9 protein-coding genes are annotated in these 17,200 nt (G+C 32.9%); all 9 read left to right on the forward strand.

Annotated elements, in window-relative coordinates:
* The coding region (locus IW492_RS11890) for a LysM peptidoglycan-binding domain-containing protein (RefSeq protein ID WP_202067855.1) at positions 1-480 on the forward strand (480 nt) is incomplete at its 5' end.
* Positions 481-492: 12 nt separating this feature from the next.
* Entirely contained in the window at positions 493-1,302 is an 810-nt protein-coding gene (locus IW492_RS11895; RefSeq protein ID WP_202067856.1) for an ABC transporter permease, read from the forward strand.
* A 182-nt stretch (positions 1,303-1,484) separates the two neighbouring features.
* Positions 1,485-2,672: a CDP-glycerol glycerophosphotransferase family protein gene (locus IW492_RS11900; RefSeq protein WP_202067857.1), complete on the forward strand. Its 1,188-nt coding sequence runs from the start codon at positions 1,485-1,487 to the stop codon at positions 2,670-2,672.
* Positions 2,673-2,688: 16 nt separating this feature from the next.
* On the forward strand, positions 2,689-3,087 hold the full coding sequence (tagD, locus tag IW492_RS11905) for a glycerol-3-phosphate cytidylyltransferase (protein WP_202067858.1): 399 nt from the start codon (positions 2,689-2,691) through the stop codon (positions 3,085-3,087).
* A gap of 347 nt (positions 3,088-3,434) precedes the next feature.
* Entirely contained in the window at positions 3,435-8,054 is a 4,620-nt protein-coding gene (locus IW492_RS11910) for a CDP-glycerol glycerophosphotransferase family protein (protein WP_202067859.1), read from the forward strand.
* An 18-nt stretch (positions 8,055-8,072) separates the two neighbouring features.
* On the forward strand, positions 8,073-11,327 hold the full coding sequence (locus IW492_RS11915; protein ID WP_236671897.1) for a CDP-glycerol glycerophosphotransferase family protein: 3,255 nt from the start codon (positions 8,073-8,075) through the stop codon (positions 11,325-11,327).
* 25 nt (positions 11,328-11,352) lie between these two features.
* Positions 11,353-12,663 carry a DUF6270 domain-containing protein gene (locus tag IW492_RS11920; RefSeq protein WP_202067861.1) on the forward strand — a complete coding sequence of 437 codons (1,311 nt, stop codon included), beginning with the start codon at positions 11,353-11,355 and terminating at the stop codon, positions 12,661-12,663.
* 76 nt (positions 12,664-12,739) lie between these two features.
* Positions 12,740-14,605: a hypothetical protein gene (locus tag IW492_RS11925; RefSeq protein ID WP_202067862.1), complete on the forward strand. Its 1,866-nt coding sequence runs from the start codon at positions 12,740-12,742 to the stop codon at positions 14,603-14,605.
* Positions 14,606-15,222: 617 nt separating this feature from the next.
* Positions 15,223-17,148, forward strand: coding sequence for a heavy metal translocating P-type ATPase (locus IW492_RS11930; protein WP_202067863.1), 1,926 nt, complete (start codon positions 15,223-15,225; stop codon positions 17,146-17,148).
* The last annotated feature ends 52 nt before the right edge of the window (positions 17,149-17,200 follow it).

The raw sequence follows: 17,200 nt of genomic DNA on the forward strand, positions 1-17,200 counted from the left end.
AAGGATACAGAACCGATCCAAGTGGGGCGCAACATGTCTGGTGGGACGCGGGTGCTCTTAGCCGTTTTAATGCTTATTACTCTGTTCCTGTGTATGGTTAGTTTCAGTGGCCGGGCTATTTCCAGTGTCGTTGCTCAACCGTTCAAAACTTTGTTCTATCAGCTAGATGAACCAAAGAAAGATACAGCTACAAAAGATTCTACCCAAAGCTCCACTACGCGGACTTTTGATTCGACAATTGTCCAGCCCCCAACAGAAACAAGTGAAACATCAACAGCAATGAGTTCTACAGGTAATCTCTTAACAACAGAAAGCACAACTGTACCTGTATCAGAAAGTTATCTAGTTCAAGAAGGAGATACACTTGATGGCATTGCTGCAGAGCATCAGACAACAGTTGAGGCCCTGATTTTAACAAATAATCTGGAATCAACTGACATAAATGTAGGACAAGTACTGACTATCCCGCAAGGAGAATAAAAGGAGCAGATTATGAAAGAAGTAGTCATTATTATCAAGGAACAGCTAAATAATCTGGGTATTATTTTCCGGATGTCCAAATACGAGGAAAAAGCAACTTATCAAAGTCACTATCTTGGCTTGATATGGCAGATATTAAATCCAATGATTCAGATTGGAATTTATTATATGATCTTTGGTCTGGGTGTAAATGGCGGCAGAGAAATTAAAGGTGTACCTTTTATTGTCTGGATGATGATCGGAATCAGCACTTGGTTTTTTATTAATGGTTCAGTTATTGGTGCCTCTAACAGTATTTATCGTAATGTCGGTTTAGTGGCAAAAATGAAATTTCCAGTCAGTGCCTTACCTTCAATTTCCATAGCCAGTAATTTAATCAACTATTTTTGGATGATACTGATCACTTTTCTTTTTCTGATTAACGCAGGAATTTATCCCAGCCTGTATTGGCTGCAAAGTCTGTACTATTTTGCAGCAATGATTATTTTTATTTTTTCGTTCAGTATCTTGAATGCTACATTAACCACCTTAGTTCGAGACTACCATATTTTGCTGCAATCTGTCTTTCGTGTTGTATTTTTCATCTCAGGACCTATCTGGGATATTGAGAATCGAAATCTTCCGGTTAAGTTGGTACGAATACTCAAGCTGAATCCATTCTATTACCTTATTGAAGGCTTTCGAGACAGCTTCCTTTCCAGAGAATGGTTTTGGGAAAAAGGAAATTACACGATGATCTTCTGGCTGATGGCTTTGATTCTTCTGATTATTGGTTCCCATCTGCATTTGAAGTTCAGAGCAAAGTTTGTTGACTATATATGAATCTCAAAAAGACTTCTACATTCTTTTATTAAGTTGGGTATGCAAAATATAATTAGGAATTTTTATTCTATTTTGCATTCCACTTTTCAAGGTATCAGATATTAACTATTAAAAAAGCATCCATTCTACTAGTAAAACTCAAATTTACTTAATTTAAGGATCAAATTGATAGGGAGAGAATAATGAAAAAGTTCCGTAGACGAATAGAGCATCTATATCACTTGTTTGTACAAGTTGTATTCAGCATCCTTGGAGCACTCCCTAAAAAAAGATTATTCTTTTTTGAAAGCTTCCATGGAAAACAATATAGTGACAATCCTCGTGCGATTTATGAATATTTACAAAAAGAATATCCAGAGATTCCTTGTTTATGGGCTGTAAAAAAAGGATTCGAAAAGCCTTTTATTGAAAATAATGTTCCCTATGTTCGGCGTTTGGGTTTGAAATGGCTGTTGATAATGCCTAGAGCAAAATACTGGATTTTTAATACACGTATGCCAGCATGGATGAAAAAGAATGAACAAACAATCTACATCCAAACTTGGCATGGAACTCCTTTAAAAAAACTTGGCTTAGATATTGAAAATATTTCAATGCCAGGAACTACCACCAAACAATATCGGAAAAATTTTGAAAATGAAGCTGCTCGCTGGGATTATTTGCTATCGGCAAACGCCTTTAGTTCTAACATTTTCAAAAACGCATTTAATTATCAGGGAGAAATTCTTGAAATTGGTTATCCGCGGAATGATATTTTGTTGGATAAAAAGCATTATTCCATAAATAAGCAACGAGTTCTGAAAAATTTAGGTTTGAGTGAACGGAAAAAGATAATCTTATATGCTCCAACTTGGCGAGACACAGAGTTTTACAGTAAAGGTGCTTATAAATATATTAATCATTTTCCATTTGATCAAGTATTAAAAAATTCGGAGAACTCTGTTATTTTATTTCGTGCACATTACTTAATTGCTAATCAGCTAGATAGTTCCAAATATGACAATCGGGTAATCGATTGTTCCAATTATCCGGATATTAAAGATTTATATCTTATTTCAGACTTATTGATTACCGATTATTCTTCTGTAATATTTGATTTTGCTTATACAGAACGACCAATACTTTTTTTTATGTACGATCAACAAGACTACTTACAAAATATTCGTGGCTGCTATCTTAATCTTGAAAAAATTCTTCCTGGCCCTATTATAAAAACGCAAGAAGAATTAACTAACAAGATTCTGGAGTTGATTGATAGAGATTTTATTACGGTCAATACTCACTATGAAAAATTCAAAGAAACTTTTTGTCCTGATATAAAAATTAGTTCATCCGAGCATTTAATTAACAAACTATTCAAAAATAAATAGATTGAGGAGCTGTTTTATGAAACGAGTTATAACCTATGGAACATTTGATTTATTACATTACGGACATATTAATTTGTTAAGACGTGCAAAGGAACAAGGTGATTACTTAATTGTTGCCTTATCGACTGATGAATTTAATTGGAAGGAAAAGCAGAAAAAATGCTATTTTAGTTTCGATAAACGGAAAAAATTACTTGAAGCAATCCGCTACGTTGACTTGGTTATTCCAGAAAATGGCTGGGAGCAGAAAACAACTGATGTAAAAGAATATCATATCGATAAATTTGTAATGGGTGATGATTGGGCTGGAAAATTTGATTTCATTCAGGAAGAAACTGATGCTGCTGTAATATATTTGGCACGTACACCTGAAATATCCACTAGCCAAATAAAAAAAGATTTGCTTGGAAGTTAGAACAATAAAAAGAATGAGCAGATTCAACTATTCATGGAAATAATTAAATGTCAAAAGTTCCTGATCATTTTGTTAGTTGCTATCTGTTGCTTGAAATAAGTGAGTACGGAAACTAACTGAGAAAACGGAGTACCCCTCTCTCCTAGCTGACTCAACCAGTTCTCATTTTTCTAATGAGATAGAGGATATACCCAATAAACTCAAGGATAGTTACTTATTATAATAAGAGTACCTGAGAAGAAAAAGCTGAAGGAATCCAGAATTCTTGATTCCAGAAAACCTCAGTGTTTATCATCCTTGGCATGTTTCCATACTCGCACGAAATAATATTGAGGAGATTTTACTAAATGGAGAAAAATGAACTATCATGGCTTAGAAAAACTTTTAGAACATACCTCCCTGAGGATATGAGACGTAAATTACGTGATAAATTTAATGTTGAGAGTAAAGAAAAAATTTCTCAGAAAAATGAAACGAATTGGTATGAAAAATATAGTAAACAAGTGACAGAACAATTGAAAAACAATTTGCAGGCTCGTCTTAGAACATACTATGCTTCTAAATTCGATTCGGCAATAATAAATGAAAACGTCATTCTTTATGAAGTTAGAGATGGCACTATTTTTACAGACTCCCCTTTTGCAATTTTCCAGTATATGATAAGCCAAAAAGAATTTGAAAATTTTGAGCATCAAATTGTTTTTACTGCTGAAAAAAAAGGTATTTTTTTTGAGTTACAAAAAAAATATCCTGAAGTTAATCTTAAATTAATTATTCGAGATACGTTTGAATACATGGATGCGTTATTGGAAGCAAAATATTTAATTAATAATAGTACTTTCAATTCATTTTATTTGAAACGTGAAGGTCAAATCTATATCAATACCTGGCATGGAACTGCTCTGAAACATATGGGATCTGACTATGTTCAAGATCCAATGAACGCTAAGAATGTGATGCGGAATTTTCTGATGACTGATTATATTTTGTCACCTAATGATCATATGACAAACCTCTTTCTCCATTCGTACAAACTTGATGGTATATGGGAAGGAACAATTTTGGAAGGTGGACACGCTAGAAATGACTCGTTATTTACTGGCTTGGTTGAAAAAGTGCAACAAGATATAACTGATCGGGGGATAGATTATGATAGCAAGAAAAAAACTGTTTGCTACATGCCCACTTGGCGAGGATCTGACGTTGGCGCACCAACAGATATGATTTTAACTCTTAGTAACGAAATCAAATTATTAGAAAATGAACTAGGAAACTCATATAATGTTTTATTAAAAGTTCACCCTTATGTTTTTGATAAAGCAGATCAAAGTTCTCTTTTTAAAGGGAAACTAATTCCTAATGATTTTGATTCAAATGAATTATTTGAGATTATAGATATTATGATTACAGACTATTCAAGTGTCTTTTTTGACTTTCTTTTAACAGGAAAACCAATTCTTTTCTATTGTTGGGACAATGACATTTATGAAAATGAACGTGGAATGTATTTTGATGCTTCCGAATTGCCAGGTCCAACTGTTTATACTTTAGATGATCTAATTAATGCGATTAAGGATATCACTCAAATTGAGATAGACCATAAAGAAATTTACAAAAAATGTCAGAAACGTTTTGTGAGTCATGATGATGGAGATGTCACAAAGAGATATGTGGAACGAATTTTCAAAGGCAATAAAACGAATGGTATGAAAGAAGTTAAAGCAAATACATCAAAAATCAAATTGCTAATTCATCCAGGCGGCATGATTGACAATGGTATTACAAACTCGTTTTTAAATCTGATTGATCAAATAGACTATGATAAGTATGATGTTACTGCTTTCCTACATGATTCAACAAACCCAGAGATAGTAAAAAATTGGAATAAAATGAATCGTCATGTTCGAAAAATGTTTAAACCAGGCTTGCCAATATATACATTTGAAGAAAATATTTTTGATAGATATTTAAAGAATGTTCATATGCCAAGTGAAGTAGATAAATATTTGCCTGAATTGGGTTATAAAAGAGAAGCCCAAAGATTATTTGCTGGCTTACATTTCGATGTGACAATCAACTTTGACGGTTATTCCTATTTTTGGGCTAAATATTTACTTTTCGTTGGTGCTAAAAAGAAAATTTGTTTCATGCATAATGATTTATATTCTGAAATAAATAAAAAGGTAAATGGTGAATATACCATCCGAAATGATCTGCTCGGATTATTTTCTTTGTATCCAAAATTTGATTCACTCATTTCTGTATCTAAAAACCTGATGAATATTAATTTGGACGGATTGAAGGAATATGTAAAACCTTCACAAATGGGATTTGTGGAGAATTCGATTAATATAGAAAAAATTGTAAATCGCCCACAAGCTGATTCAGATATTGAAATTAATAAGCATGAACAAATTTGGGTTTTAATGCCCAATACATCGTTAACCACGTTTGACACTCTTCATGAGATACCTCTCAGAAAAAAAAGTATCAAAATTGATAAAATAGTGATTGTTCGTTCTATTGCAGAATATGTAAATTCAGAAACAATTTACTATAAAATAATATGTCAAAATCAATATTTAGGCTGGGTATCTGAACATGATTTAATTCCTTACATGTCTGATGATGATATGCATTTTTTAACGAGAAGGACAAAATTTGATTATAGTGGTATCTTTTCAAATTCCGTTCAAAGTTGCGATGTTAGAAAACAACCACAATTTGGTGCCGAAATAAATTCACTCAACGTTCAACTATTTTCAAATTGTATACTGCGTATTGATGAAATAGCCATTGATAAATTTTCTACGTACATTCATTGTTCATATGAGAAGTATAAAATTGGATGGATTGAGATAGCAGACATAAAAATTACTAAAAATGAATTACTATTTGAACAAGAAGCTTCTGAACTTTTCGAAGAATTTAAAGAGTGGACAAATGCTAAGATTTTCAATAAGCGTATCTATGCTCAAATAAAATTTCCAACAGTCCAGACTTATGATAGTTGTCAGCAAATCCACAAGCAATTCAATGAATGGTCTCCAGGTGTCAATTACGTTTACAAGGTGTTGGATAAATTGGTTGTAGATGGTATGACTTATTGTAAATTATCTCTTGGAGAACATTGTATTGGTTGGGTTGATGAACATCAATTAGACTTTCTAGCAACACGTATTCCCGAATTTTCGAAATATGAATTCATGGATTGGCAACAAAAAGATGTTCTTTTTGTTCCTAAGAAAAATGTAATTAAGTTATATAAAAATATTAGTTTAGATTCTTATGAAGAAATTAATTCTGAAATCTTTTTAGCGAAAGCTTGTTCTATCGAAGGACAGAGTATATCCCATAATACATTGATTTTTAAAGTTCAGATTGAAGGCTCTCATTATTTTGTGACAGCTGAAGACATTGCAGTTGAGACATTAAGTTTAGAAAATGTATTAATTGGAAGCAACAATTATGAAAAATATAATTTTATTAGTCCTAAATTCGTTATTTCAAAAATATTAAGTACACAAGGACTCATTTATCGAGTTTTTGAAAACAATCAAGTTCGATTATATAACGAACAAGAATTACTAGGAATGATTCCAATAGTTAGTAAGCAAATTATTAAGAATATAAATTATGTAAATAGTGTTGGAGCAGTAAAAGCAGGAGATTCTATCTGGTTAAATCCATATGGTATGTTTGAACCCACTGTTCGTGTTGCTACAAGCTATTTAGTATCAGGACTTAAGTTTATAACCGATTATGAGGTTACTTTATTAAATGGCGTGACTTATAAGAGACTTCTTTTCAATGATCATTTCTACGGCTGGATAAATTCTAAATATTTTATTACTGATTTTTCTTTGGAAGATATGGATAGTGATAATTATAATAATTTACCTAAGCAATTATTTTTGTTGGATCAAGAGATTTCATTGGAAATAACGAATTCAATAAGTACATTCAATAAAATTTTTGAAAAACTTAGTGGTGAATTGACCTACAATAAAATTAAGACAAATACCAAATTGAAAGTTGATGCTAAAATGATACTTCAAAATGGAGAAGAATATTATCGGCTATCCTCCAAACAAGAATATGCCGGATGGATTTCAGAAGAAGAATTATTTGATGTATCTTTAAACAAAAAAGTAGAAAAAAAACAATCAGATATCAACTACCTTGTATCTGAAAAGGACATATCCTTATTGGTCAAGAAAAAGGATAGCCAGCTTAAATGCTATTTGAGTGAGCAAGATATCTTATTAAATGAAGCACATACAATCTCTTTAACAGACACTTTCCAAATTGAACGAGTTCTAAATTATACTCATGGCATGTTTTATAAGATTTTCCATGAATCTAAATCGATGTATTGTTTTTCAAAAGATGTTGAAATTGTATATTCAGACTTTCTATCGGATTTATCATCAGAAATTAGACAAGAAATTAAGCCAGATGATATTTTGATTGTTGCAATGGGGAGATTATCTCCTGAGAAAAATCAAGGTGAATTGATATTTGCGATGGAGAAAGTAACAAAACAATTTCCTAACGCTAAGTTAATTTTATTAGGGAAAGGTCCTCTCGAACAAGAATTAAGAACCAGGGTAGCGATGCTAAATCTACAGAAAAATGTCTTTTTTGCGGGACAAATCGACTATCCATTCAGTGTAATTCGTCAATCGGACATATTTGCTTTAGCATCTATTCATGAAGGTCAGCCAATGGTACTGTTAGAGTCATTAGTTCTAGGTAAGAAAATTGTTGCTTCAAATATTCCTCAAAACGAACAAATTTTAGGAGCGAATGATGATTATGGAATATTAACAAAAGGTCTTTTTTCTGATGATCTTTCGGAAGCTTTGCTAAAAGCTTTAACCTCAACTAATAATTTTAAGAAATTTGATGGTGAAAAGTATAATTGTAACGCTTTAAATCAATTTTATAATTTGATTGAGAGTTAAGTGGAAAGTTTGGTGAAAATGAAAAGATTGAATTTGAGTGAATTAAGTGAGACTTATGCTAAAAAATATGATGATGTATCAATTGATGAATATTTAATTTTATATGAAACAAGGGATGGTCAATCAATAGTTGATTCTCCTTTAGCACTATTTATTGAATTAGCTAAAAATCCAGATTACAGAAATATGAAGCATATTTGGGTTATTGATGATGAACAATTAATTGAAAAAAATTCAATTCCAATTGAATTAAGAAGTCAAGTTAAGTTCGTAATAAGAAATACGCCAAAATACATTCACTATTTACTTCAAGCAAAGTATTTAATTACAAACTCAACATTTCAATCTTTTTTTTCAAAAAAAGAAGGACAAGTCTATTTAAATACATGGCATGGAACCCCTTTAAAATATATGGGGTTCGACATTCCGGGTAATCCTTCTCATTCACAGAATGTCTTACGGAATTTGTTGATGACAGATTTCATTCTCTCTCCCAATTCTCATACAACAAATATTTTTGCGCATAGCTACAAATTGAAAGGGATTTACAATGGAACTGTATTAGAAACAGGTTACCCTCGTATTGATTTTTTTAAGAACGCAGATAACGATGAATATTTCAGACAATTAAAAAAGGACAATTTGATTTTCGATAGAAGTTTACCAACTATTCTTTATATGCCAACTTGGCGTGGTGAATCAATTAAAAATCCTACAAATGATATTGAACAATTGATTCATGAAATGGAGCTATTAACAAGTCAGTTCCATGGCAGATACAACGTTTTTTTGAAAATTCACCCTTACATGTATAACAGTATCTGTAAAAATGAAAGAATTAAAAAACAATTGGTACCAGACTATTGGGAGCCCAATTACATTTTAAGTATTACAGATGTTTTAATTACAGATTTTTCCAGTTCATTTGTTGATTTTTTAATTACATCAAAACCGATTATTTTTTATATTTGGGATATGGAGTTATACGAACAACATAGAGGCACGTATTGGAAAATGGATGAGCTGCCAGGTGATTGTGTTTTTACAGTTCGAGAAATGATTCAAGCTGTTAATAATTTAGAATTGTGTGAGTCTAAGCATGTATCGAAATATAGAGAATTTGTTGATGAATTAGTTCCTTATGAAGACGGAAATGTTTCAAAGAGAATTATAGAACGAGTTTTTAAAGGGCAACAAAATGATTCTATAAACGAAATTATACTAGCTGATGATAAAAAAAAGAAAATACTTTTTTATTCTGGAGGACTACTCAAAAATGGAATTACTTCAAGTTTTCTAAATTTGTTAGATAGGTTAGACTACCAAAAATTAGATGTATCAGTTTTAATTCCACCAGTAAGTGATAGCAATGTTGAAAGTATAAAAAGGATAAATTCCAATGTACGTTTAATTTTTAAATCAGGAAGAAATTTGTATTCTAAAAAAGAAAAGAAACAGTTAAAAAAAGATGCAAACAATCGCTCTGGGAAACTTACTAAAGCATTTAAACGTGAAAGTTCTCGTGTCTTATCAGGAATAAGGTTCGATAGTGTAATTGATTATAGCGGCTATAGCCCTGCTTGGGCAAGGATAGTTGCTTATGCTGATGCTCAACAAAAGATAATCTATCAGCATAATGAACTTGCGAAAGAAATCGAAAAGAGAATAGATGGAAATCAGCCACATGGAAAACGATTGAATGAGATTTTTTGGTTATATAAGGAATTTGATAAAGTAAATAGTGTTTCAAAAAGCTTAATGGAAATCAATTATAAGTCGTTACGTAGTTTTTTAACGCTCAAACAAGTATCCTATACAGGGAATATTATTAGCATCAGCAGCCAAAATGAAGAAAAAAAAACGCGAATCGACAACCGAATTGTAGCTAAAAAAGAATGTTTTTCAGTTGAAGATTTTGGAGATTTACCTCATGTATTCGCTAATTACAAGGATATTAATATTACTTGTGGTGAAAATTTGCGCACTAAACCTGGAGATATTCTGTCTTTCATTGCCGAGGCTTTATTTTCCGGTAAATATTACTACAAGATAATATTGAATTCTGAATATTTGGGATGGATTGAGCAAAAATACTTGCCTCAAAGTGTGCAAAAATTTGAAGTTTCAAAGCAAAGAGTAAATATTGTTGCTAGTTTAAAAAGAAATAATGATAAATTGATTTATCGCACATTACCTACTAAACAAGAAGAATTGTCAAAGGGAATTAGTTATGTTCGTTACTTGTCCAATCGATATGTATGGGTTAAAGAAATATGTTCAACTCAATTAGGAGCCTTTTGTCATATTTATGACTGGAAAAAATCGATTGGTTGGATAAAAAAAGAGTGTTTAACTAATCAACATACTATGCTTAACTTATCACCCTCACAAGTATACTTTCTATTAAAAAACAGCCGAACATATACCTGTATTAGTCAAAGTGTAATAAAAGAAAGATCTACTCTTTTACTTGATCGACCATTACTTGTAGATTTGTATTCAGAACCTAAAGGAATAATGGGTCATAAACTTATAATCAGTTCATATCCACTACTACCTTCCAATAATTATATTATTAACGTTGAAACTATGGTTAATAACGAATTGTGGGTTCAAATTGTTCGCGGAAATCAAGTTTTAGGATGGTCCAAAAAGCAATCACTGAAGTTGAATCAGTTGAGTCAAATGATGACTGTACAAAATGATTTATTAAATAAAAAAGAAACTCAAGTAGTAATTGAAAATGATTCCAGGGAAATTCGGTATGTCTTTGCAGGAAGATTTTCACCTGAAAAAAATCACCAAAATTTGATTATGGCTTTTAACGAGATTAGTAAAATGCTCCCGAATGCAAAGTTGTATTTGTTAGGAGAAGGACCGTTACTTTTAAAGATGGAAAAACTGGTTTATGATTTGAATTTAACGCAAAGAGTTATTTTTCTAGGTCAAACAAACAAGCCATTTCCAATTTTAGAATTGATGGACATCTTGGTAGTCCCCTCTTTTTATGAGGGGCAACCAATGATTATATTGGAGGCTCTTGCATTAGGTCTAAAAATTGTAGCTACTGATATTCCTCAAAATAGAAATCTCCTTGACAATAATTATGGTTTGTTGAGTTCAAGTGCTGGAGTGGAAGATTTAAAAAATGCCATGTTACAAGTTTTAAATTCAAAATTGAAATTTAAACGTTTTGATGTAGCGACATACAATGAAAATGCATTAAATTTATTTTATAAATTAATTAATATGAGCACCGAGAGCACCAAATAGGACTAAAGAAATGGAGGTTTGTAATATGAAAATAAAAGTATCTACGTTAGGCTCATGTATGACCAGAGATCCTTTCAATTCTTTGTTTAATCCTAATTATAAAGATTTCTATAAATTGTCAGTCAATCAATTTCATACATCAATCATTTCTTTAATGTCAAAACCAATAGAGTATGATTCGACAAAGTTCAATTACGTTGAAAGCGTTAAGGAGTTTGCTGATTGGCATTTTAGAACAGAATTGAATAAGCGATTTCTAAATGATTTAGTTCTTTCACAGCCAGATTATTTAATCATTGATTTTTATGCCGATATACATTTTGGTGTAATAAAAGTTGGTGAGTCGTATTTAACAAATAAAGAGTATTCTTACAAAAAAAACGAGTTGTGGAATATCTTAAATCATGGAGTTCATTATAATGTTGAATTAGATTTTGTTGCCTTTTTCGAAATTTTTAAAAAGGCTTCGGATGAATTCATTGCTTTTGTCAACAAATATTTGAAAAAGACGATTATTATTGTTAATCAGGCTAGATATACCTATGAATACTGGGATAGTATTCATAAAAAAGTGAATATTTTTGGAAGAAAAACGCCAGAAGAGTATTTAGAATTGAATAAGCTATGGTCTGAGTTAGACAACTATATACTGAAAAATCCAAATGTTAGATCTATTTCTTATGACAAAAAATATTATGCAGATCCTAATTATAGGTTTGGCGGACTAGATGATGTACATTACATGCATAATTATTATGATGACTTTCTAAAAAAAATATTGGCAATCACATTTAATGATTTAACTAATCAAAATATTGATCTTGAGCCAACGATTGTTGAAGGAAATCTTATTCAAAACTCGAAATTTGCCTTTGGAAATTCCAGTTGGAAAGTCTTTAACCCTCAAATTTTTTCTATTCAAGATGAAATGCTTACTGTAAGTGCACACGGGAATATTGAGAATAAATGGAATCAAATTGTTTCAGAAGCAATAGAAGTGGCAGAGAATGATCGATTATACTTCTCTTTTAAATTTGAGGCAATTGATTTATCTGATATGGAAGATACAGATCCGATTGTAATTATAAGAACTTTTGAAAAACGGAATGTTTTTAAAGCAAAAGATGCTATTAAAGAAATAAAAATCACTAAATCGGAAGTACTGGAGCAATTGTCTGAAAAATCTACTAATTATTTTATTAGAGAAGTAGAGTTAGAAGGCAAGTACGTAAAAGTAATTCCGTATCTAAAGAAAAATGGTTCTTATAATTTAACGGAATTGCAATTGTCTTATGCTGACGGTGGTTATCAAGTGGCATTAAACGAGTTACATTAGTATTTTAAATCGTCTATTTGTGAAATAAAATTGAATAAATAGGTGGCTCATTGCCTATTTAGAGAGGAGAATATTTATGAATTATGACTTAAAGAAAAAAATATTCAGAGTTGTAGTACTTTCAAGCTTAGCAATTATTGGCTTAGGATTTGATCAAACTGAGAGTGAAGCAGCGCCACTAGTTAGTAATGGGAATGCAGTGACTAGTCTACCTAACCCTACCGCTCGCTATGATACGTCTCTAACTTATTATGGATATACAGAGCCTTATGCGACTATCTCATATAACTCAATTGATATAGCGGGAAATCGTATTTTGCTTGGATATGGAAAAGCAGACCAAAATGGTTGGTTTAAGTTTGATTTGTCCCATCGTTTAAGAGCCGGGGTTTATTCTTGGGTCTATGTAACTTCTAATCAAGACTGGGCCAATGGAGAGACGCTAAATGGTCGAACTATTTCAACTGGAACCTCAAAAAAAAGTGACTTTTCGGTCTATGAAAGAGTTGTAGATGGAGGAAAGTATTTTGACTCAAACGATCCATCTAACAAATTGAATCGTTCGGTGTTGGGAGGCAATGTCACATACTTAAGAAATAAAAATACAACTCCTTTAGTTGATCAGAGTATCCTACCTAAAGCGATTACAATATCTAAGCCTAATGAAATAATTTCTGATCAGTTTGGCGAAAGAACGTCGAATTCATATCCGTACGGAAATCTTTTTACCTATAAAGCTGGTATTGACTTATACCAAGGTACAGAAAACGGACAGACGGAACCGGTGTCATGGTCTTGGAATGGATTAACTACAACAGGAGCAGCTACTAATGGTAAAGATGCTAAGTTTGTTTCAAAAATGAGATTGATTCGTACCGCAGATACAGGTGCTACCCTTGAGTGGCAAGGTACAACTTACAAAATGGATGCTCAACAAGGAGCAGCAATGGATACAAAAGGCAATTTATATGTTGTTTATGACAGCGACAATGACGCAAAAAATTTGGGTGGTTTTGTCATGCGGATTTCGGCTAGTTTTGTTCAATATCTGACATCTACCGAAGGAAAAGAACAAGTTGACAATAAAAACACCCCACTTTGGCTAACGACAGAGGATGTTAAAAAAGCTTTAGATAGTGGACAAATTGCGCTAAGTGAGATTTTGCCAATCGTTCATGGTGCGGTATTAACGGTAGTGGATGATACTCCTTATGTTCTAACAACAAATAAAGAATTTACGACTCAAACGCTTACCAAGCTTTCTTATAGCTATGCTTTAGGTAAAGGACCACAAAATACCGGTACGACAGCGAAATATAAGGACACAGCAACACGCACTTTGTTAACTGCTACAGATGTTGTATCAGGAACGTTTAAGAAGAATGATCATCAACAAGCAACGGGTGTTTCACTTATGCCTAAAAACTTTACCATGGTTGATAATGATACTGGATACTTTGTGATTCCGTACAGCAAATCTTCTGGAAATCAGAAGGGGTGGTATGGATATGCTGTTTATCAAGTCAAAGTTGCAAATGAGCAACTAAATATTCGACAAAATCCAATTGTTATCCAAAATATACTTGGAGACACAAAATCAGATGGCACGGGAATTGATCCAGCTCAAAGTATAAGTTATAATCCTAATGATGGTCGACTTTACATTACAGCTAATGATGTGTGGATGAGTTTTGATTTAGAAAAATATAATACAGTTGGTACTAAAGCATTAAGTAAGTATGTTTCAGGAGCATCTGTAAGTTATACACAGTCAACAGCAACAGATAATGCTAACCCGATTGAAACACAACTTGGTGCGATTGATATCGGGTTAGCAAGTACAAAATTGAATAGTAAAATGGAGACTGAGCAGCTCATATTTTTTGGAGATAAAACATACTTGATTGCCAATAATTATAATCAACTATTAGAAGCTAAATAAACTTAATATTTTTGATTCTTCATATCAATAGTGCTGGTTAAGCTAAATGAATTATGCATAGAATCGGACGGACCTCAAAATCTGTCTGATTTTTTCATGTAAGGTGAGCGGGAAATAAACGAACGCATATTAATCATAAGAAATAATCACTATACTAAAGCTATCAAAGTAGACGATTGTTTCGTTTCATGTTTCTTCTTCCCCCCTTTGCCTTCCTATCTCCCCTTCTTGAAATGATTGTTCTTACTGGAAAGTTAGGAACGAATAACTGATGCTCGTTGATTTTTCTCGAGTCGATACCTGTTACTTAGTTCGTGAACGTACTGACCTTCGCAAAGGGATTGATCGACTTTCTGCATTGTTTCCCGCTTATAATACTACTAAATTATTTTCCCTCTCCTTCCTATATAAAACTTGACTCTCTTTCCCTCTTTTATATCCTTTCCAGATTTATTTATCCCTCTTTTTTCATATTCTTTCCCTTTTCTCAATAGTTACTCTTGACACATGAACGAGCATTCATATATAATAATCATGAATACATGAACATTCAATCATATAACTAGTTCGATCGAATATATTATAGAATTTATCTATGAAAGAAAGGGTGAATAGACATGGAACATACACACACTGAAATACATGAACATAACCACAACTGCGGTCATAATCATGGTCACGGAAATACATCCACTATATTATTTTTTGCAGGTCTCATTACCTATCTTGCTGCTTTTGCTGTAAAAGAAGACAGTTTTCTGCAAATCCTTCTTTATATTTTTTCCATGATTGCTGCCGGGCAGCATGTTATTATGGAAGGTTTTGGAGATACCATTAAGGATACTATCGCAAAGAAAAGATTTACGCCCAATGTGCATATTTTGATGACTCTTGCTGCTCTGGGTGCATCCGTTATTGGTGATTTTGATGAGGGTGCTCTCTTGATCCTGATTTTCTCTGGTGCACATTTCCTTGAAGATTATGCAGAAGGTAAAAGTAAACGCGAAATTACTAATTTATTAAAAATGAATCCAACTGAAGCACGTTTGATTCAAGAGGATGGCTCAACAAAACTGGTTGCTGTCTCTACTCTGCAAATAGGCGATCAATTGCAGGTCCTAAATGGAGATCAGGTTCCTACAGATGGTGTGATTCTTTCAGGAACCGGAGTTATAGATGAAGCATCAATTAATGGCGAAAGTATTCCGAAAGAAAAAACGATTGGTGATACTGTCTTTGGCAGTACAATTAACGGTACCAGTTCTTTCACAATGGAAGTTACAAAGGACAGTAAAGATACCGTCTTTGCAAAAATTCTTACGCTGGTTGAGCAGTCTCAGTCCAACCTTTCTAAAACGGCTACTAAAATCAAATTACTGGAACCAAAATATGTAACAGCTGTTCTGATTATTGTGCCTCTGTTCATTCTTGCAGCACCATTCCTGTTAGGCTGGAGTTGGGAACTAAGTTTTTATCGGGGAATGGTTCTACTGATTTCTGCTTCTCCCTGTGCTCTTGCTGCCAGCGCTGTTCCGGCTACATTAGCTGGTATTTCCAATCTTGCTAAAAGAGGAGTCCTTTTCAAAGGCGGTACATTTTTGTCAAATCTCGCAGACATCAAAGCTGTTGCTTTTGATAAAACAGGCACTCTGACTGAAGGAAAACCTGTAGTCACTGATTATTATTTTCATACAGATGATAAGAAAACTAAAGCTGACTGGCTTAAAGTTCTTTCCTCCATGGAAAAAGAAGCAAACCATCCTTTAGCAAATGCTATTTTGGCTAAATTCCCTCCTGTTGATGCAATTAAAATGGCGGTAACAAATGAAATCGGAAAAGGTTTATTGGCTCACTATGACAACAAAAGCTACCGATTAGGAAAACCTGATTTATTTGAACAGGTTCCACCAATTATCCATCGAAAAAAAGAAATGCTTTCTGAATCAGGAAAAACGGTCATCTATTTCAGTGAAAACGACTCCGTTGTAGGATTAATAGCTATGATGGCTATTCCAAATCCAAAAGCTAAAGAAGTGATCTCTTATCTGAAAGAACAAAATATCCATACAACCATGATTACCGGAGATGCCGAAAAAACCGGGCAGGCTGTTGCAAAAGTTCTTGGTATTGACGAAGTTGCCGGAAATGTTCTGCCGGAAAATAAATCTACAATTGTTAAAGAGCAGCAGAAAAAATTTGGTATGACTGCTATGCTAGGTGACGGTGTCAATGATGCTCCGGCTCTGGTTACTGCAGATATCGGTTTTGCGATGGGCGACGGAACAGATATTGCCATTGATGTTGCTGATGCCGTTCTGATGAACAACGATCTTCAAAAATTCAGTTACGCACATAAAGTCTCTAAACGACTGAATAAAATTGTCTGGCAAAACATTATTTTTTCCATGATGGTTGTTGCTCTTCTGGTGGTCCTTAACCTATTAGGCAAAATGGACATTGCAATCGGTGTCATTGCTCATGAAGGAAGTACCTTGATTGTCATACTAAACGGGCTGCGCCTGTTGCTGCCGGTTAAAAATTAGAGTATAAAACTGCCCTATCTCAAATTGAGACAGGGTCTTGCTTTATTCTATA

This window comes from Enterococcus sp. BWB1-3, assembly GCF_016745275.1.
Classification (GTDB): domain Bacteria; phylum Bacillota; class Bacilli; order Lactobacillales; family Enterococcaceae; genus Enterococcus_L.

What these genes read in the sequence shown, in the direction of transcription:
- IW492_RS11895 (WP_202067856.1), top strand. Translation starts at nt 493, where the DNA reads ATGAAAGAAGTAGTCATTATTATCAAGGAACAGCTAAATAATCTGGGT.
- IW492_RS11900 (WP_202067857.1), top strand. Translation starts at nt 1,485, where the DNA reads ATGAAAAAGTTCCGTAGACGAATAGAGCATCTATATCACTTGTTTGTA.
- tagD (WP_202067858.1), top strand. Translation starts at nt 2,689, where the DNA reads ATGAAACGAGTTATAACCTATGGAACATTTGATTTATTACATTACGGA.
- IW492_RS11910 (WP_202067859.1), top strand. Translation starts at nt 3,435, where the DNA reads ATGGAGAAAAATGAACTATCATGGCTTAGAAAAACTTTTAGAACATAC.
- IW492_RS11915 (WP_236671897.1), top strand. Translation starts at nt 8,073, where the DNA reads ATGAAAAGATTGAATTTGAGTGAATTAAGTGAGACTTATGCTAAAAAA.
- IW492_RS11920 (WP_202067861.1), top strand. Translation starts at nt 11,353, where the DNA reads ATGAAAATAAAAGTATCTACGTTAGGCTCATGTATGACCAGAGATCCT.
- IW492_RS11925 (WP_202067862.1), top strand. Translation starts at nt 12,740, where the DNA reads ATGAATTATGACTTAAAGAAAAAAATATTCAGAGTTGTAGTACTTTCA.
- IW492_RS11930 (WP_202067863.1), top strand. Translation starts at nt 15,223, where the DNA reads ATGGAACATACACACACTGAAATACATGAACATAACCACAACTGCGGT.